The organism is Variovorax sp. OK605, from assembly GCF_900115445.1.
Lineage (GTDB): Bacteria > Pseudomonadota > Gammaproteobacteria > Burkholderiales > Burkholderiaceae_C > Variovorax.
The window spans coordinates 57911-74260 of record NZ_FOWL01000016.1 but is presented as its reverse complement, the minus strand read 5'-3'; the positions used below and the strand labels follow the sequence as shown (position 1 = coordinate 74260).

General features: G+C 69.8%; 17 protein-coding genes. 11 read left to right on the top strand and 6 right to left on the bottom strand.

What is annotated here, in order from left to right:
* Positions 1-22: 22 nt before the first annotated feature.
* Entirely contained in the window at positions 23-964 is a 942-nt protein-coding gene (locus BM013_RS31320) for a class I SAM-dependent methyltransferase (protein WP_093132417.1), read from the bottom strand.
* 22 nt (positions 965-986) lie between these two features.
* On the opposite strand from BM013_RS31320, the gene BM013_RS31315 reads away from it, so the two are divergent.
* The 3 genes from BM013_RS31315 to BM013_RS31305 all read left to right on the top strand — a co-directional run bounded on the left by BM013_RS31315 (position 987) and on the right by BM013_RS31305 (position 2678).
* Entirely contained in the window at positions 987-1721 is a 735-nt protein-coding gene (locus BM013_RS31315) for a ComF family protein (RefSeq protein WP_093132415.1), read from the top strand.
* 62 nt (positions 1722-1783) lie between these two features.
* Complete coding sequence (gene trmL, locus BM013_RS31310) at positions 1784-2245, top strand: tRNA (uridine(34)/cytosine(34)/5-carboxymethylaminomethyluridine(34)-2'-O)-methyltransferase TrmL (protein WP_093132413.1); 462 nt, start codon at positions 1784-1786, stop codon at positions 2243-2245.
* Positions 2246-2384: 139 nt separating this feature from the next.
* Entirely contained in the window at positions 2385-2678 is a 294-nt protein-coding gene (locus BM013_RS31305) for a DUF4148 domain-containing protein (protein WP_093132411.1), read from the top strand.
* A 30-nt stretch (positions 2679-2708) separates the two neighbouring features.
* Here BM013_RS31305 and BM013_RS31300 read toward each other — a convergent pair whose 3' ends face one another.
* Entirely contained in the window at positions 2709-3179 is a 471-nt protein-coding gene (locus BM013_RS31300) for a MaoC family dehydratase (protein WP_093132409.1), read from the bottom strand.
* 102 nt (positions 3180-3281) lie between these two features.
* A complete protein-coding gene (locus tag BM013_RS31295; RefSeq protein ID WP_093132407.1) occupies positions 3282-3902 on the bottom strand; it encodes a ParA family protein in 621 nt (206 codons plus the stop codon).
* A gap of 91 nt (positions 3903-3993) precedes the next feature.
* Between BM013_RS31295 and BM013_RS31290 the strand changes: the two genes are divergently transcribed.
* The gene (locus BM013_RS31290) at positions 3994-4728 is read left to right on the top strand and encodes a glutathione-regulated potassium-efflux system oxidoreductase KefF (RefSeq protein ID WP_093132405.1); all 735 of its coding nucleotides are present in this window, start codon (positions 3994-3996) and stop codon (positions 4726-4728) included.
* A gap of 2 nt (positions 4729-4730) precedes the next feature.
* Positions 4731-6581 carry a glutathione-regulated potassium-efflux system protein KefC gene (kefC, locus tag BM013_RS31285; protein ID WP_093132403.1) on the top strand — a complete coding sequence of 617 codons (1851 nt, stop codon included), beginning with the start codon at positions 4731-4733 and terminating at the stop codon, positions 6579-6581.
* An 81-nt stretch (positions 6582-6662) separates the two neighbouring features.
* Here the strand turns inward: kefC and BM013_RS31280 are convergent, their stop codons facing one another.
* Positions 6663-7622: a M14 family metallopeptidase gene (locus BM013_RS31280; RefSeq protein ID WP_093132401.1), complete on the bottom strand. Its 960-nt coding sequence runs from the start codon at positions 7620-7622 to the stop codon at positions 6663-6665.
* A 4-nt stretch (positions 7623-7626) separates the two neighbouring features.
* Positions 7627-8622, bottom strand: a complete 996-nt coding sequence (locus tag BM013_RS31275) for a Bug family tripartite tricarboxylate transporter substrate binding protein (protein WP_093132399.1) — start codon at positions 8620-8622, stop codon at positions 7627-7629.
* A gap of 124 nt (positions 8623-8746) precedes the next feature.
* Between BM013_RS31275 and BM013_RS31270 the strand changes: the two genes are divergently transcribed.
* A complete protein-coding gene (locus BM013_RS31270; protein ID WP_093132599.1) occupies positions 8747-9643 on the top strand; it encodes a MurR/RpiR family transcriptional regulator in 897 nt (298 codons plus the stop codon).
* Between the two features lie 9 nt (positions 9644-9652).
* On the opposite strand, the gene BM013_RS31265 is transcribed toward BM013_RS31270, so the two are convergent.
* Positions 9653-10549, bottom strand: a complete 897-nt coding sequence (locus BM013_RS31265) for an amidohydrolase family protein (protein ID WP_093132397.1) — start codon at positions 10547-10549, stop codon at positions 9653-9655.
* Positions 10550-10654: 105 nt separating this feature from the next.
* Here BM013_RS31265 and BM013_RS31260 point away from each other — a divergent pair, with 105 nt between their 5' ends.
* From BM013_RS31260 to BM013_RS31240, 5 genes are read left to right on the top strand one after another with little or no spacing between them, the layout of a single operon-like run.
* Entirely contained in the window at positions 10655-11428 is a 774-nt protein-coding gene (locus BM013_RS31260) for a crotonase/enoyl-CoA hydratase family protein (RefSeq protein ID WP_093132395.1), read from the top strand.
* Positions 11425-13296, top strand: a complete 1872-nt coding sequence (locus BM013_RS31255; protein ID WP_093132393.1) for a feruloyl-CoA synthase — start codon at positions 11425-11427, stop codon at positions 13294-13296. The genes BM013_RS31260 and BM013_RS31255 overlap by 4 nt, the downstream gene beginning before the upstream one ends.
* A gap of 25 nt (positions 13297-13321) precedes the next feature.
* Positions 13322-14086 carry an SDR family NAD(P)-dependent oxidoreductase gene (locus BM013_RS31250; RefSeq protein ID WP_093132391.1) on the top strand — a complete coding sequence of 255 codons (765 nt, stop codon included), beginning with the start codon at positions 13322-13324 and terminating at the stop codon, positions 14084-14086.
* Positions 14087-14141: 55 nt separating this feature from the next.
* Positions 14142-15278 (top strand): ABC transporter substrate-binding protein, encoded by a 1137-nt coding sequence (locus BM013_RS31245; protein WP_093132389.1) that lies wholly within the window; start codon positions 14142-14144, stop codon positions 15276-15278.
* Between the two features lie 31 nt (positions 15279-15309).
* Positions 15310-16350, top strand: a complete 1041-nt coding sequence (locus BM013_RS31240; RefSeq protein WP_093132387.1) for a branched-chain amino acid ABC transporter permease — start codon at positions 15310-15312, stop codon at positions 16348-16350.

The following is a 16350-nucleotide window of genomic DNA, read 5'->3' as shown; positions in this document are numbered from 1 at the left end:
TCGGCGCGAAATTCGCGGGCGATCAGGCGCCCGGACGACCCCGTTGCAGCATCGAGCGCATCTCGCGCAGCGAGACCGCGCTTTCGGCCGCCAGCGACACGCGCGGCGCGGGCTTGAAGGCATGCCCGTAGATGACTTCGAAGGTCAGCGCGATGCGCCCGCTGCCCTTGTCGCCCTCACCGCCCTTGCCGCCATCTTCGGCCGGCGCGAGCTCCGGCAGCGCCTTCTTCAGCGCCTGGTGCCACGCCTTGCCGCGCAGCGCGCCGAAACGCGCCGGGTGCAGGTTGCGGCCCAGCGTGCGCAGCTCGGCCAGCGCCGCCTCGGGCGTGGCCCAGGTCAGCACGATGCGCTCCATGTCCATCACCGGCTCGGCGAAGCCGGCGTGCACCAGCATGTCGCCCCAGTCGTGCATGTCGGTGAACTCGTGGCCAGCCGCGGGCCAGCCCAGCCGGGCATGCAGCGCGCGCAGTTCGCGCACGGTGTCGGGCCCGAGGCAGGAGAACATCAGGAAGCCGTCGGTCGCCACCAGCTTGTGCCAGTGCGAGATGAGCGCCTCGGGGTCGGCCGCCATGTGCAACGACATGTTGGCCCAGAGCAGGTCGACGCCGTCTTCGGGCGTGGCGTCGAAGCGTGCCTTGCCGCCTTGCCAGCGGCGCGCGCTCCACCACGGCGCGCTCAGCGCCTGGCCGGTGGCGGCGCCCAGCGTGGACTCGGGCTCGATCACGAACGAGGCGGCGTCCTTGTAGCGGCGGGCGACCAGTTCGTGCGCCTCGAGGCCGCCGCGCAGCGGCGCCCAGTCGGCCCAGGTACGGGGCTGGGCCTTGATCCATTGGAGGCGGTCTTCCATGCGGCGGCCGATTTCCTCGTGCAGCCAGGGGGAACCGTCGGCAGGCGCGAGCCGGCGCCAGCGGGCGGCCGCCGTGGCATCGATGGTCGGCGGTCGTCTTGTGGGGTCGGTGGCCATGGGGCCGTGAGTATATTGAGACATGCTCAGCCATCGGGGCCTGTGGCCTTTATCGCCCTTGCGGCCCTTCACGTCCTTGCTCGCCCGGCTGCCCAGCCAGTGCGCGGTCTGCCGTGCCTGGCCGTCGCGCCGGGTCTGCGACGCCTGCGTGGCCCGCTTCGCCCCGCCCACCGCGCGGTGCGGTGGCTGCGCGCTGCCCCTGCCGCAGGGCGTGGCGCGCTGCGGCGAGTGCGTGAAACACCCGCCGCCGCTGGACGCCTGCCTGGCCGCCTGCAGCTACGCCTGGCCGTGGCCGGACGCCATCGCCGGCTTCAAGTTCCGCGGCGACGCTGGCTGGGCCGGGCCGTTCGCCACGCTGCTGCGCAGCGCGCCCTGGGTCGAGCCGGCGCTGGAGCAGTGCGACGTCGTTCTGCCGATGCCGCTGTCGCCCGCCCGGCTGCGCGAGCGCGGCTTCAACCAGGCCCACGAGCTCGCGCGGCGGCTGTCGCCGGCCAAGACCGACGCAACGCTGCTGCTGCGCACCCGCGACACGCCCGCCCAGAGCGGCCTGCCGCGTGCCGACCGCCTGCGCAACCTGCGCGGTGCCTTTGCCGTGGAGCCGCTGCGCGCGGACGCGGTGCGCGGCCGGCGCGTGGTGCTGGTCGACGACGTGATGACCAGCGGGGCCTCGCTCTTCGCCGCGGCCGGGGTGCTGCGGCTGGCGGGCGCGGCGCACCTCACGGCCGTGGTGCTGGCGCGCACCGACCCGCCGCGCTGAACCGCCGCACAGAACGAGAACTGCCTCGCCGGACTGCCGGCCGGGCCACCGACAATGTCGCCATGTTCCATATCGTCCTGGTCCACCCCGAGATTCCGCCGAACACCGGCAACGTGATCCGCCTTGCGGCCAACACCGGCTGCACGCTGCACCTGGTCGAGCCGCTGGGCTTTTCGATGGACGACCGCCTGCTGCGCCGCGCCGGGCTCGACTACCACGAGTACGCCGAAGTGAAGCGCCATGCCGACTGGCAGGCCCTGCTCGCCGCCGAACAGCCCGCGGCCGATCGCATGTTCGCCCTCACCACGCGCGGCACGCGGGCCGTGCACGACGTGCGCTTCCAGCCCGGCGACTGGCTGGTGTTCGGCTCCGAGACCAGCGGCCTGCCGCCGCCCATCCGCGACGGTTTCGCCGAGGCGCAGCGCCTGCGGCTGCCGATGCGCGAAGGCCAGCGCAGCCTGAACCTCTCGAACGCGGTGGCGGTCACCGTCTTCGAGGCCTGGCGGCAAAACGGCTTCGGCTGACACCTCGACACAAAGTCGCGGGCACCCGCGCAGGCATGGCTGCATCCGAACAGGAGTGCCGGCCGTATGGAAAGACATGCCGGCCGCGAAGCGACCCGGCATCCGGTCCATTCACCGCCTTTGTCCAAGGAGTCTCGCCATGAACACCCAGTCGATTGCCCTCGCAGCCTTCGCCACGCTCGCCTTCGCCGGCGGCGCACACGCGTTCCAGGGCGAACAGAACCCGCTGCCGCCCGCGCCCTTCCAGTCGACCATGTCGCGCGCGGACGTGCAGGCCCAGGCAGCCCAGCCCTACCGCATCAGCAACGGCGGCACGGGCGTGGCGCGCCCGACCGCCGGCAACGTCGACCGCAACACCGTGCGCGCCAGCGCGCTCGGCATCACCCGCCAGGGTGCGGCCACCTACGGCGAAGTGACCGACCGCCGGATGTAAGCGGAAACAGAAAGAGGGAAAGCCGCCGCCTCAGCGGTAGCGGCGCGCCACCGACTCGGCCACGCAGGCCGGCTTGGGGGCGCCTTCGAGCTCGATGGTGACTTCCCAGGTCATCTGGAAGCCGTCGTTGGCAATCGGCTCCGAGCTCAGCAGCTTCATGCGCGCGCGCAGCCGCTGGCCCACGGGCACCGGCGACATGAAGCGCACCCGGTTCATGCCGTAGTTCACGCCCATGCGCGACTCGACCACGTCGATCGTCTCCTCGAAGAAGCGCGGCAGCAGCGACAGCGTGAGGAAGCCGTGCGCAATCGGCGCGCCGAAGGGGCCGGCCTTGGCACGCTCCACGTCGACGTGGATCCACTGGTGGTCGCCCGTCGCCTCGGCGAACAGGTTCACCTGCTCCTGGGTGATGGTGATCCAGTCGCTCACGGCGACTTCCTGGCCGACGCAGGCAGAGAGATCCTGAAGGGTCTGGAATGTCTTTTTTGTCATGCGGGGCATTCTGGCGTCTGGGGTGTCGGGCCGGCTGTCGGGCTCGCGACAACCGGGCTCAGGGAAAACCGGGAGACGGGTGCGAGCGCGTCAGGCGTCAGGCGTCAGGCGTCAGGCGTCGAGCCAGTCGCAGATCGGCTGCCACTGGTCCAGATCGCGCTGCACGCGGCCCGGCGCAATGTCGAACAGCGTGAGCCCGCGCGCGGCCAGCTGCACGTAGTTCTGGGTGTCGCGCAGCTCGCCGATCACCGGCACGCCCAGCCCTGCGATGAACTCGTGCAGCCGGTCGGCCGCCAGCGTGCGCGCGTTCACGCGCATGCCGACCAGGCCGATCTTCGTCTTCTCGGCGCGCCGGCTCTCCAGCAGCCGGTCGAGGAAGTCGCGCGTCGCGTAGATGTCGAAGATGCTGGGCTGCAGCGGCACGATCACCCGGTCGGCCAGCGCCAGCACCTCCTTGAAGCGCCAGCCGTGCAGGCCGGCGGGGGTGTCGAGCAGCGCGTGCGTGGTGCCGCGGGGCGGCCGCACCACCGTGCTCTCGCCGGTCGCCTCCCAGGTGGCGATGGGCCGCACCTGCGGCGGGCGCAGGCCCAGCCAGAGGCGCGAGGATTGCTGGCGATCCACGTCGCCCAGCATCACGGCGTGGCCGCGGCTTGCGAAGTAGCCCGCGACGTTGGTCGCGATCGTCGACTTGCCTACGCCACCCTTGGGGTTGGCCACCAGAACCACCGGCATGAGCGTCTCCTCCAGAACTGGAACGGGCTCCATGGTAGTGGCTGCCTTCTTTTGCCGGGCAAAGCCGCCGCGACTGCGATATGTTCAAGGCATGACTACAACAACATTCCCGGGATCTCCCGCCACCGAAGGCCGCGGCGTCTACGTGATCGCCGCGCACCCGCACTGGCGCGACTCCCGCGTGAACCGCCGCATGCTGGCCGCCGCCCGCGCCGTGCCCGGCATCGACGTGAACGACCTGTACGGCAGCTACCCCGACTACGCGATCGACGTGGAGGCCGAGCAGGCCCGGCTCGCCAGGGCCAGCCTGGTGGTGCTGCTGCACCCGATCCAGTGGTATTCGATGCCCGCGCTGCAAAAGCTCTGGCTCGACGACGTGCTCGCCTACGGCTGGGCCTACGGCCCCGGCGGCACCGCCCTGCAGGGCAAGGACCTCTGGCTGGCCGCCACCACCGGCAGCCCCGAGTCCAGCTACCACCCGCAGAGCTACCACCGCTACTTCTTCGACGCCTTCCTGCCGCCCTACGAGCAGACCGCCGCGCTGTGCGGCATGCGCTTCCTGCCGCCGCTGATCTTCCACGGCGCGCGCAGCGCCCCGGAGGCCGAGGTCGAAGCGCACATCGAGACCTTCACCCAGCGCCTGGGCAGTTACCCCGACTGGCCAGAGATGGACGAGATCGACGCCTGCGTGGCCTGCCCGGTGCCCGAGAGCGACCGGCCGGCCGAGCCCGACGACATGGCCAAGCTGGCCTCCACCGCTTTCCAGGCCGCCATGACGCACGGCCTGTCGGTCGCTTCGTCGTCCGCCAACGGCAAGGCGGCTTGAGCATGGAGCACGCACCCGCCTGGCTGACCAACAGCCTGATCTACCTGGGCGCCGCCGTGCTGGTGGTGCCGTTGTCCAAGGCCCTGGGCCTCGGCTCGATCATCGGCTACCTCGTGGCCGGCATCGCCATCGGGCCCTGGGGCCTGGGCCTCGTGTCCAGCGTCGAAGACGTGCTGCATTTCGCCGAGTTCGGCGTGGTGCTGATGCTGTTCCTGGTGGGCCTCGAACTCGAGCCCAAGCGCCTGTGGAACCTGCGCCGCCCCATCTTCGGCTGGGGCGCCGCGCAGGTCATGAGCTGCGCCGCGGTGCTGTTCGCCGTCGGCTGCGCCGTGGGCGCCGAATGGCGCGTGTCGCTGGTGGCCGCGCTGGGGCTGGCGCTGTCGTCCACCGCCATCGCGCTGCAGGTGTTCGGCGAACGCAACCTCATGAAGACGCCCAGCGGCCAGGCCGGGTTCTCGATCCTGCTGTTCCAGGACGTGGCGGCCATTCCCATCCTGGCGCTGCTGCCGCTGCTGGCGGGCGCCACCGCCGCCGAGCAGGCCGTCACCGGCCTGGAGCGCGCGCTGGAGGCCGCGAAGATCATCGGCGTGATCGGCGGCATCATCCTCGGCGGCCGGCTGTTGCTGCGGCCGATATTCCGCTGGATCGCGCGCAGCGACACGCCCGAGATCTTCACCGCCGCCGCCTTGCTGCTGGTGGTGGCCATTGCCGCGCTGATGCAGCTGGTGGGCCTGTCGATGGCCCTTGGCGCCTTCCTTGCCGGCGTGCTGCTGGCCGAAAGCGAATACCGGCGCGAGCTCGAGACCGACATCGAGCCCTTCAAGGGGCTGCTGCTGGGCCTGTTCTTCATTGCCGTGGGCATGTCGATCAACTTCGGCGTGCTCATCGCGAGCCCGTGGATCATGGCGATGCTGGTGGTCGGCTTCATGGCCCTCAAGCTGGCGGTGATCTACGCGCTGGCCAAGGCCATGGGCATCGCCTACCAGGAGCGGCCCGTGTTCACCTTGCTGCTCGCGCAGGGCGGCGAATTCGCGTTCGTGGTGTTCCAGGCCGCCGGCCCCGACGTGCTGCCGCCCGAAATCACCTCGCTGCTGATCGGCGCGGTGGCGCTGTCGATGCTGGTGTCGCCGCTGCTGCTGGTGCTGCTCGACAAGTTCGTGCTGCCGCGCTACAGCCGCAACCAGGGCCCGCAGCTCGAGGAAATCTCCGAGCAGCAAGACGCCAAGGTCCTCATCTGCGGCTTCGGCCGCTACGGCCAGATCGTCGGGCGCATGCTGATGTCGCAGGGCCTGCACGTGACCGTGCTCGACCATGACGCCGACACCGTCGAAGGCTTGCGCCAGTTCGGTTTTCGGGTGTTCTACGGCGACGCCACGCGGCTCGACCTGCTGCGCACCGCGGGCGCCGGCTCGGCCAAGGCCATCGTGGTGGCGGTGGACGACATCGAGCAGTCGCTGGAAATCGTCGACCTCGTGAAGGAGAACTTTCCGCAGGCCCGCATCATCGCGCGGGCGCGCAACGTCACGCACCTGTTCCAGCTGCGCGACCGCGGCGTGACCGAGGTCGAGCGCGAGGTGTTCGAGTCGTCGCTGCGCAGCGCGCGCGCCACGCTCGAGGCGCTGGGCTGGCCGGCGCACGAGGCCCGCGAATCGGCCATGCGCTTTCGCCGCCGGAACATCAAGCTCAGCGACGAGATCTACCCGCACTACAAGGACCGCGCCAAGCTGATCGCGGCCAACAAGGCGGGCCGCCAGCAGTTCGAGGAGCAGATGGCGCGCGAGCGCGAGGAGCGCCAGCGCCGCTCGGGGCGCGACTGGGACCGGCTGGAAGAAGGAGAAGAACAGGCGCCGTGACGCCCTGAAGCCGTGAAGCCCTGAAACCCTGAAACACTGAAACCTGACGCGGGCCCGCCGAGGCGCCCGCGCCCTGCCCGCTCAGACCGGCACGGTCAGGTAGACGCCCTCGCGGCCCACCAGCGGCGCGCGCGTGGGCATGAAGATCGTGCAGTCGTCGCAGGGCGAGCGAATCTCCTGGCCTGCATCGACGGCGATCAGCTCGCCCTTCTGGAAGGTCTCGAAGCCGAGCACGGGCCGCGCGAAGGCAAAACCCTCGGTCTTCACCATGTGCACTTCGAGCAGGCGGAACCGGCGCGCGGGCGCCTTCTCCGGCGCGGCGGCCACGGGGCCGGTCAGCCCCAGGTGCGCCAGGAAGCGCAGCGTCACGTCGGTGGCCAGGTCGGCCGCCGCCTGGCTGAAATGCTGGCCGCATTCCACCACCACCGCGCCGCCCTGCACGTCCGGCACATCCGGCTCGCCGTGGCGGCCGTAGCCCGTCACCCCCGTGCCGGGTGCGCCGCCCACCGGCATCACCAGGTGCACCAGCGGATTGCCCACGGCCAGCGCCAGCCCGGCATTGCGCTCGAACTCCGGATAGACCCAGAAAGGCTGCACCGGCGCGCGCGTCGAATGGATGTCCAGCACGAAGTCGGCCGCGTCCAGAACCGGGCGCAGCTCGCGCGCGCGCTTCAGCTCGGGGCTGTGCTCGCTGCCGTCGAGCATCGCCTTCGACCAGATGCGGTTGAGGTTGTGCACCAGCTGGCGGTTCTCGTAGGGCCGCTCGATGTCGAAGGCGTTGTAGGCCTCCACGTGCGCGAAGCTCACCGTGAGCGTGCCGATCTTCGGGCGCACGCCGGTGTCCAGCAGGTGCGTGGCGGCGACCATGCCGCAGATCTCGTTGCCGTGGGTCAGCGCGTTGACCAGCACGTGCGGCCCGGGCCGGCCCGATTCGAAGCGGTGCACGTAGTCGATGCCGGTGTTGCCCTGGCGGTAGGCGGAAATGTCGCGCGGCAGCACCTCCAGCGGTGCGGTGTCGGGGGCGAACGAGGCGTCGGTCATGGCCTTATTCGCCACGGATGCCGGCGCGCTTCACCATCTCGCCGTAGGTCACGAGCCGCTCCGACATCATGGCCGTGAACTGCGCGGGCGATTGCGCCTCGGGCGTGAGCGAGCCGCGCGACAACAGCGCCTCCGCCATGGCCGGCTGGTCGGCCACCGAGCGCACCGCCTTGTGCAGCGCGGCGATCACCTCGGGCGGCGTCTTCGCGGGCGCGGCCAGGCCGATCCACGAGGTGGTGTTCAGCACCGGGTAGCCCAGCTCGGCGAAGGTCGGCACGTCGGGCAGCGTCGCCACGCGCGCCGGCGCGGCCACCGCCAGCGCGCGCAGCTTGCCGGCCTGGATGTGCGGCAGGAAGGGCGCGAGGTTGTCCAGGCCGAACTGCACTTCATTCGAGATCAGCGCCGTCACCAGCGGACCGCCGCCGCGGTACGGCACGTGCGTGGCGTCGAGCTGCAGCTGCGACTTCATCAGCTCCACGTTGAGCTGGCCCATGCTGCCCGGCCCCGCGCTGCAGAAGTTGAGCTGGCCGGGGCGCGACTTCACCAGCGCGACGAACTCCTTGAAGGTCTTCGCGGGCACGGCGGGGTTCACCAGCAGCACGTTGATCGAGCGCGCCAGCTGGGTGATGGAGGCAAAGTCCTTGATCGGGTCGTAGCCCGGGTTGGCCTGCGTGAGCGGGTTGGCCAGGTGCGAGCTCTGCGACGACACCACCAGCGTGTAGCCGTCGGGCCTGGCGCGCGCCACCTGCGCGCTGGCGATCGAGCCGCCGGCGCCGGCGCGGTTGTCGATGACCACCGGCGTGCCCAGCGCCTTGGACAGCGGCTCGGCGTACAGCCGCGCGATCAGGTCGACCGAGCCGCCCGCCGGGAACGGCACCACCAGCGTGACCGGCCGCGAGGGCCAGGCCTCGGCCCGCGCGGCCAGCGGCAGCATGGCGGCAAGGCCGGCGCCGAGCATCGTGCGACGGCGCAGGGCGGGAACGGTGGAGGTGGGGTTCATGGGGCGTCCTGATGCGGTGGGGTCTGTCAAAAAGTGGGCGCATTGTTGCAAGACGATCTAAATTTTGCAATGACCATTGCAAAATTGGGGCTGACACGACTCCGCATGCAGAATGCCCGCGACCATGAATCTGAACCAACGCATCTCGGGTTACGGCAAGAAGCTCACCAAGAGCGAGCAACTCCTGATCGAGGAACTGCAGACGCGCTACCCCCAGGGCCTGCTCGAATCTGCAACGAGCCTTGCAAAGAAGGTGGGCACCAGCGCCTCCACCGTGGTGCGCCTGCTCGCCAAGCTGGGCTACGCCAGCTATGCCGAGGCGCAGATGGAGGCGCGCTCCGAGGTCACCGCGCGGCTGTCCTCGCCGGCCACGCGCGCGGACGCCGTCATCCTCGACGACGCCTCGGTGCGCACCTGCCTGGCCAATGCGCTGCTGCACGACCAGCACAACCTGGCCTCGACCTTCGCGGCGCTCGACATCGCGGCCTTCGAGGGCGCGGTGCGCATGCTCACGCAGCGCAAGGCGCGCGTGCATGTGACCGGGCAGCGGCACGCCGCGGCGCTGGCCGGCCACCTGGCGCTGCACCTGAACATGTGCCTGCCCGACGTGCGCCCCATGACCGCCACCGGCCCGCTGCTCATGGAAGACCAGTTGCTGTGGATCGGCGAACAGGACGTGCTGCTGGCCGTCACCTTCAGGCGCCATGCGCTGGCCACCGCGCGCGCGGCCAGGTACTTCAAGGAAAAGGGCGCGAAGGTCATCGTCATCACCGACGGGCCCTCCGTGCCGGCGGCCGCCTCGGCCGACCACGTGATGCTGGTGCGCACGTCGAGCGCGTCGCCGTTCGACTCGTACACAGCGGCGTTCTCGCTGTGCAATGCGCTGGTCACCGCCGTGGTGCAGCGGCGCAAGAAGGAGCTGGGCGAAGCGCTCGAACGCGGCGACGCGCTGTGGGAGCAGCACTGGAACGACACGGCCGCGCGGGCCGGTCGTTCACGCAAGGCCTCTTCGGCCGGCTGAAACAGCGGCTCAGGCAGGTGCCGAGGCAGGCGCTGCGGCGGGCGTGTCCAGCCGCAGCAGCCGCACCGCGTTGCCCTTCAGGATGCCGGGCATCACCTCGGGCTTGAAACCGGCCGCCTCGAAGTCGCGCATCCAGCGGTCGGGCGTGATCAGCGGGTAGTCGCTGCCGAACAGGATGCGGTCCTTCAGCAGCGTGTTGGCGTACTGCACCAGCTGCTTCGGAAAGTACTTCGGGCTCCAGCCCGACAGGTCGATCCACACGTTGGGCTTGTGCGTGGCCACGCTCAGCGCCTCGTCCTGCCACGGGAAGCTGGGGTGCGCCATGACGATCTGCATGTCGGGGAAGTCGATGGCCACGTCGTCCAGGTGCATCGGGTTGCTGTACTCCAACCGCAGCCCGCCGCCACAACGCATGCCCGAGCCGATGCCGCTGTGGCCGGTGTGGAAGATGGCCGGCAGGCCGTACTCGGCAATCACCTCGTAGATGGGCCAGGCCATCTTGTCGTACGGGTGGTAGCCCTGCACCGTCGGGTGGAACTTGAAGCCCTTCACGCCGTGCTCCTCGATGAGGCGGCGCGCCTCGCGTGCGCCCATCTTTCCCTTGTGCGGATCGATGCTGCCGAAGGCAATCATGATGTCGCTGTTCTTCTGCGCGGCCTCGGCGATCTCCTCGTTCGGGATGCGCCGGCGGCCCATGTTCGACTCCGCGTCGACCATGAACATCACCAGCCCGATCTTTCTTTCACGGTAGTACGCCACGCTCTCCGCAATGGTGGGCCGTCCGCTGGAGCCGAAGTACTTGTCGGCGGCGCGGTCGTACTCCTCGCCGTAGTTGTCGAACGGGTTCCAGCAACTCACCTCGGCGTGGGTGTGGATGTCGATCGCAATCAGGTTCTGGTGGTCCATGTCTGTTGTCTCCGGTACGGGTAAGTCCCTAGGGTCGGGGGGCCTCAAGTGCCTTGAATTGATTATTTCTCATAACCATAATCCAACGCAACCCCGAACACCATCATGACCAATCCAGACCTTCACATCGACATCCGCGACGAAGTCGCCATCGTCCGCCTGACGCGCGGCGCCAAGCGCAATGCGTTGTCCGACGGCCTGATCTTCGCGCTGCGCGACGCGTTCGAGAAGCTGCCCTCCACCGTGCGCGCCGCGGTGCTCGACGGCGAAGGCCCGCACTTCTGCGCCGGCCTCGACCTGAGCGAACTGAAGGAGCGCGACGCCGGCCAGGGCCTGCAGCACTCGCGCACCTGGCACGCGGCGCTCGACCTGATCCAGCACGGCCCGGTGCCGGTGATCGCGGCGCTGCACGGCGCGGTGGTCGGCGGCGGGCTCGAGCTGGCCAGCGCCTGCCACATCCGCGTGGCCGACAGGAGCACCTTCTACGCGCTGCCCGAAGGCTCGCGCGGCATCTTCGTGGGCGGCGGCGGCTCGGTGCGCATTCCCAAGCTGATCGGCGTGGCGCGCATGACCGACATGATGATGACCGGGCGCGTCTACAACGCCGAGGACGGCGAGCGCGCCAACTTCGCGCAGTACCTGGTCGACGAGGGCACCGCCTTCGACAAGGCGCTGGAGATCGCCAAGCGCGTGGCCACCAACGCGCCGCTGACCAACTACGCGCTGATGCACGCGCTGCCGCGCATCGCCGAGCAGTCGGCCGACCACGGCTTCTTCACCGAAGCGCTGATGTCGGGCATCGTGCAGGCCGCGCCCGAGGCCAAGCAGCGCGTGCGCGACTTCCTCGAAGGCCGCGGCGCGAAGGTGAGCAAGGGATGACCGCCGCTCCCGTGGTTCCCGCCGTTCGCTATCGGCCGCTGGCCTTCGGCGTCACGCGCGCCACGCTGCGCGACGGCGCACCCGGCACGCAGTACCTCAAGGCCGAGACGCAACTCGCGGCCTACCGCGAGCGCATGACCGACCGCCTCGCCTACTGGGCCGAACACGCGCCCGATCGCACCTTCATCGCCCGCCGCGAACGGCTGGCCGACGGCGGCACCGGCGACTGGCTGCGCGTGTCCTATGCGCAGGCACTGCAGGAAGCGCGCGGCATCGGACAGGCGCTGCTCGAGCGCGGCCTGAGCGCGGAGCGCCCCGTGGCCATCCTCAGCGAGAACGGCATCGAGCACGCGCTGCTCGCGCTCGGCTGCCTCTACGCCGGCGTGCCCTACTGCCCCGTGTCGCCGCCCTACTCGCTGGTGAGCCAGGACTTCGAGAAGCTGCGCCATGTGCTGGACACGCTCACGCCGGGCCTGGTGTTCGCCACCGACGCCGCGCGCTACGGCCGCGCCATTGCCGCCGTCGTGCCCACCGGCACCGAGGTCGTCATTGCCGAGGGCATGCTCGAAGGCCGTGCCTTCACCAGGTTCGACACGCTGGCCTCGACCCCCGCCACGCCCGCCATCGACGAAGCGATGCGCGCGACCGGCCCCGACACCATCACCAAGTTCCTCTTCACCTCGGGCTCCACCAAGATGCCCAAGGCGGTGATCAACACGCACCGCATGTGGTGCGCCAACCAGCAGCAGCTGCGCCAGTCGATTCCCGCGCTGGGCGACGAGCCGCCCGTGCTGGTCGACTGGCTGCCCTGGAACCACACCTTCGGCGGCAACCACAACGTGGGCATCGTGCTGGACAACGGCGGCACGCTGTACGTGGACGACGGCAAGCCCACGCCCGCCGGCATGGCCGAGACGCTGCGCAACCTGCGCGAGATCGCGCCCACCATCTACTTCAACGTGCCCACCGGCTTCGAGGCCATCGCGCACGCCATGGAAACCGACGCGGTGCTGCGGCGCAACCTGCTGTCGCGCGTGAAGATGTTCTTCTACTCGGGCGCCGCGCTGTCGCAGCCCGTGTGGGACAGCCTGCACAGGACGCAGGAGTCGGAAGTGGGCGAGCGCATCGTCATGGGCACCGGCCTGGGCATGACCGAGTCGGGCCCGTTCGCGCTCTACGTGACCGGCCCCGACGTGAAGTCGGGCGACGTGGGCCTGCCCGCGCCCGGCATCGAGCTCAAGCTGATCGACGTCGACGGCAAGACCGAGGTGCGCTACCGCGGCCCCAACATCACGCCCGGCTACTGGCGCGCGCCCGACGCCACCGCCGAGGCCTTCGACGACGAAGGCTTCTTCTCCACCGGCGACGCGGTGCAGTGGATCGACGACGGCAACATCCACCGCGGCCTGCGCTTCGACGGCCGCATTGCCGAAGACTTCAAGCTCGCCACCGGCACCTTCGTGAGCGTGGGTCCGCTGCGCGCGAAGATCATCGCGGCCGGCTCGCCCTACGTGCAGGACGCGGTGCTCACCGGCATCAATCTGAAGGAAGTCGGCGCGCTGATCTTCACCACGCAGAAGGTGCGCCAGCTCGCCGGGCTCGATGCCGGCGCCACCCTGCAGCAGGTGCTCGAAAGCGCCCCGGTGCAGGCGCACTTCCAGCAGGTGGCCAACGAGCTGTTCGCCACGGGCACCGGCAGCGCCAACCGCATCGCGCGGCTGCACCTGATGGCCGAGCCGCCTTCCATCGACAAGGGCGAGGTGACCGACAAGGGCTCCATCAACCAGCGCGCCGTGCTCAAGCACCGCGCCGCGCTGGCCGATGCGATGCACGGCGGCACGCTGCCCTTCACCCTCACGCCTCGTTAAGCAAGCACTCCAGGAGACCAGACACATGAAGATCGAAGGACAAGCCGCACTCGTCACCGGCGGGGCATCGGGCCTGGGCGAAGCCACCGCGCGCGAACTCGCGCGCCTGGGCGCCAAGGTCGCCGTGCTCGACCGCAATGCCGCGCTCGCTGAAAAGGTGGCTGCGGAAATCGGCGGCATTGCCTGCCCCTGCGACATCACCGACACCGACAGCGTGAACGCCGCGCTGGACAAGGCCGAGGCCGCACACGGCACCGCGCGCATCCTGATGAACGTGGCCGGCATCGGCAGCGCCAAGCGCATCGTCGGCAAGGACGGCAACCCCGCGCCGCTCGAAGACTTCGTGCGCGTGGTCAACATCAACCTGATCGGCGGCTACAACATGGCGCGCCTGTTCGCCGCGCGCTGCGCCAGGCTGGCCGCGCTCGACAACGGCGAAAAGGGCGTGATGCTCTTCACCGCCTCCGTGGCGGCCTTCGACGGCCAGGTGGGCCAGCAGGCCTACAGCGCCTCCAAGGGCGGCCTGGTCGGCATGACCTTGCCGATGGCGCGCGACCTGGCGCAGCACGCCATTCGCGTGTGCACCGTGGCGCCGGGCCTCTTTGCCACGCCGCTGCTGCTGGAGCTGCCCGAGCCGGTGCAGCAGTCGCTGGCCGCGTCCATTCCGTTCCCGCCGCGCCTGGGCAAGCCTTCGGAGTTTGCCGAGCTGGCCTGCCACGTCGTCACCAACGGCCACCTCAACGGCGAAGTCATTCGCCTGGACGGCGCGCTGCGCATGGCGCCGCGCTGAGCCATCGTTCATTCGTTCCCGCTGCAGACCCGTCAAGACCTATCAGGAGACATCGATGACCTTCAAGAAGACCACCCTCGCCGCCGTGCTGGCGCTCATGAGCATGGGCTTCGCCCATGCCGACATCACCATCGGCGTGGTGCAGCCCCTCACCGGCCCGGCCTCGGGCCTGGGCATTCCGGTGAAGAACGGCATCGCCATCTGGCCCAAGACCATCGCCGGCGAAACGCTCAAGGTGGTGGTGCTCGACGACGCCACCGACCCCACCACGGGCGTGAAGGACGCGCAGCGCCTGGTCACCGAGGACAAGGCCGACATCATCGTCGGCTCCAGCGCCACGCCGGTGGCCATTCCGATGGCCGACGTGACGGCCGAAGCCGGCACGCCGCAGCTCTCTACCGCGCCGGCCGGCCTGCCGCCGGGCAAGGACAAGTGGTTCTTCCGCCTGCCGCAGTCGAACGACGTGATGGCCTTCGCGGTGGTCGCGCACATGAAGAAGCAGAACGTGAAGACGGTCGGCTTCCTGGGCTACACCGATGCCTACGGCGAGCTGTGGCTCAAGGCGCTGACCGCCGAGGCTGCGAAGAACGGCATCAAGATCGTCGCCACCGAGCGCTTCGCGCGCGCCGACACCAGCGTGACCGGCCAGGTGCTCAAGCTCACGTCGGCCAACCCCGACGCGATCCTCATCGTGGCTTCGGGCAGCGGTGCCGGCATGCCGCAGAAGGCGGTGATGGAGCGCGGCTTCAAGGGCAAGGTCTACCAGACGCACGCCGCCGCCACGCAGGACCTGATGCGCACCGCCGGCAAGGACGCCGAGGGCACCTTCGTGGTGTCGGGCCCCGCCACGGTGGCCGAGCAGTTGCCCGACAGCCATCCGTCGAAGGCCGCCGCCGTGGCCTTCGTGCAGGGTTACGAGAAGGCCTACGGCCCCGGCTCGCGCAACCAGTTCGCCGGCCACGCGGCCGACGCGCTCACGGTGCTCGAGAAGGCCATTCCGGTCGCGCTCAAGAAGGCCAAGCCCGGCACGCCGGAATTCCGCGCCGCGCTGCGCGACGCGCTCGAAGGCATGGGCCGCACGGTGCTCGCGCACGGCGTGCTGAACTGGACGGCGCAGGACCACTGGGGCTACACGACCGAGACCGGCGTGATGCTCAAGGTGGTGAACGGCGCGTTCAAGGTCGAGCAGTAATCCCCCGCCGCAGCAGCCTTCACCTCACGCCATGGATTTCTCAATCGCCAGCATCCTGACGCTGGACGGCCTCACCAACGGCGCGATCTATGCCCTGCTGGGCATGGGCATCGTGCTGGTCTTCACGGTGACCCGCGTCATCTTCATTCCGCAGGGCGAATTCGTGGCGTACGGCGCGCTGACGCTGGCGATCTTCCAGACCGGCAAGACGCCGGGCACGGTGTGGCTGCTGCTCATACTGGCCGGCGTTGCCGCGCTGATGGACCTGGTCACCACCTGGCGCCACAGCGGCAGCGCCACGGGCGGCGTGAAGGCGGCGCTGCGCACCTTCGCGCTGCCGGCCGTCATCTGCGCGGTGTCGGCCTGGGCCGGCCCGCGCAACCTGCCGATCGGCGTGCAGGCGCTGCTCACCGTGTTCATCGTCACGGCCTTCGGGCCGCTGGTGTACCGCGTGGCCTACCAGTCGCTGGCCGGCGCCAGTTCGCTGGTGCTGCTGATCGTCTCGGTCGGCGTGCACTTCGCGATGACCGGTCTCGGCTTGCTGTTCTTCGGCGCGGAAGGCTTTCGCAACCCGCCGTTCTGGGACGAGCGCATGGCGCTCGGGCCGCTGAACGTGAGCGGGCAGGCGCTGATCATCTTCGCCATGTCGGCGGCGCTGATCGTGCTGCTGTACCTGTTCTTCGAACGCAGCCTGTACGGCAAGGCGCTGCGCGCGACGGCCGTGAACCGGCTCGGCGCGCGGCTCATGGGCATCTCGACGCAGGCCGCCGGGCAGCTCACCTTCGCGATGGCCGCGCTCATCGGCGCGCTGTCGGGCCTGCTGATCGGGCCGACCACCACCGTGTTCTACGACTCGGGTTTTCTCATCGGCCTGAAGGGCTTCGTGGCCGGCGTGATCGGCGGCCTCGCCAGCTACCCGGGCGCGCTGCTGGGCGCGCTGGCCGTGGGCGTCATCGAGGCCTTCGGCTCGTTCTGGGCCAGCTCGTTCAAGGAAGTGATCGTGTTCACCATCATCCTGCCGGTGCTGCTGTGGCGTTCGCTCAAGAGCGGCCATTCGGACGAGGAGCACTGA

Coding starts and splice junctions, on each gene's coding strand:
- BM013_RS31245 (WP_093132389.1), top strand. CDS start 14,142: ATGACCTTCAAGAAGACCACCCTCGCCGCCGTGCTGGCGCTCATGAGC.
- BM013_RS31260 (WP_093132395.1), top strand. CDS start 10,655: ATGACCAATCCAGACCTTCACATCGACATCCGCGACGAAGTCGCCATC.
- BM013_RS31305 (WP_093132411.1), top strand. CDS start 2,385: ATGAACACCCAGTCGATTGCCCTCGCAGCCTTCGCCACGCTCGCCTTC.
- BM013_RS31300 (WP_093132409.1), bottom strand. CDS start 3,179: ATGCCCCGCATGACAAAAAAGACATTCCAGACCCTTCAGGATCTCTCT.
- BM013_RS31275 (WP_093132399.1), bottom strand. CDS start 8,622: ATGAACCCCACCTCCACCGTTCCCGCCCTGCGCCGTCGCACGATGCTC.
- BM013_RS31280 (WP_093132401.1), bottom strand. CDS start 7,622: ATGACCGACGCCTCGTTCGCCCCCGACACCGCACCGCTGGAGGTGCTG.
- BM013_RS31255 (WP_093132393.1), top strand. CDS start 11,425: ATGACCGCCGCTCCCGTGGTTCCCGCCGTTCGCTATCGGCCGCTGGCC.
- BM013_RS31320 (WP_093132417.1), bottom strand. CDS start 964: ATGGCCACCGACCCCACAAGACGACCGCCGACCATCGATGCCACGGCG.
- BM013_RS31270 (WP_093132599.1), top strand. CDS start 8,747: ATGAATCTGAACCAACGCATCTCGGGTTACGGCAAGAAGCTCACCAAG.
- BM013_RS31265 (WP_093132397.1), bottom strand. CDS start 10,549: ATGGACCACCAGAACCTGATTGCGATCGACATCCACACCCACGCCGAG.
- kefC (WP_093132403.1), top strand. CDS start 4,731: ATGGAGCACGCACCCGCCTGGCTGACCAACAGCCTGATCTACCTGGGC.
- BM013_RS31295 (WP_093132407.1), bottom strand. CDS start 3,902: ATGCCGGTGGTTCTGGTGGCCAACCCCAAGGGTGGCGTAGGCAAGTCG.
- BM013_RS31315 (WP_093132415.1), top strand. CDS start 987: ATGCTCAGCCATCGGGGCCTGTGGCCTTTATCGCCCTTGCGGCCCTTC.
- BM013_RS31240 (WP_093132387.1), top strand. CDS start 15,310: ATGGATTTCTCAATCGCCAGCATCCTGACGCTGGACGGCCTCACCAAC.
- BM013_RS31250 (WP_093132391.1), top strand. CDS start 13,322: ATGAAGATCGAAGGACAAGCCGCACTCGTCACCGGCGGGGCATCGGGC.
- trmL (WP_093132413.1), top strand. CDS start 1,784: ATGTTCCATATCGTCCTGGTCCACCCCGAGATTCCGCCGAACACCGGC.
- BM013_RS31290 (WP_093132405.1), top strand. CDS start 3,994: ATGACTACAACAACATTCCCGGGATCTCCCGCCACCGAAGGCCGCGGC.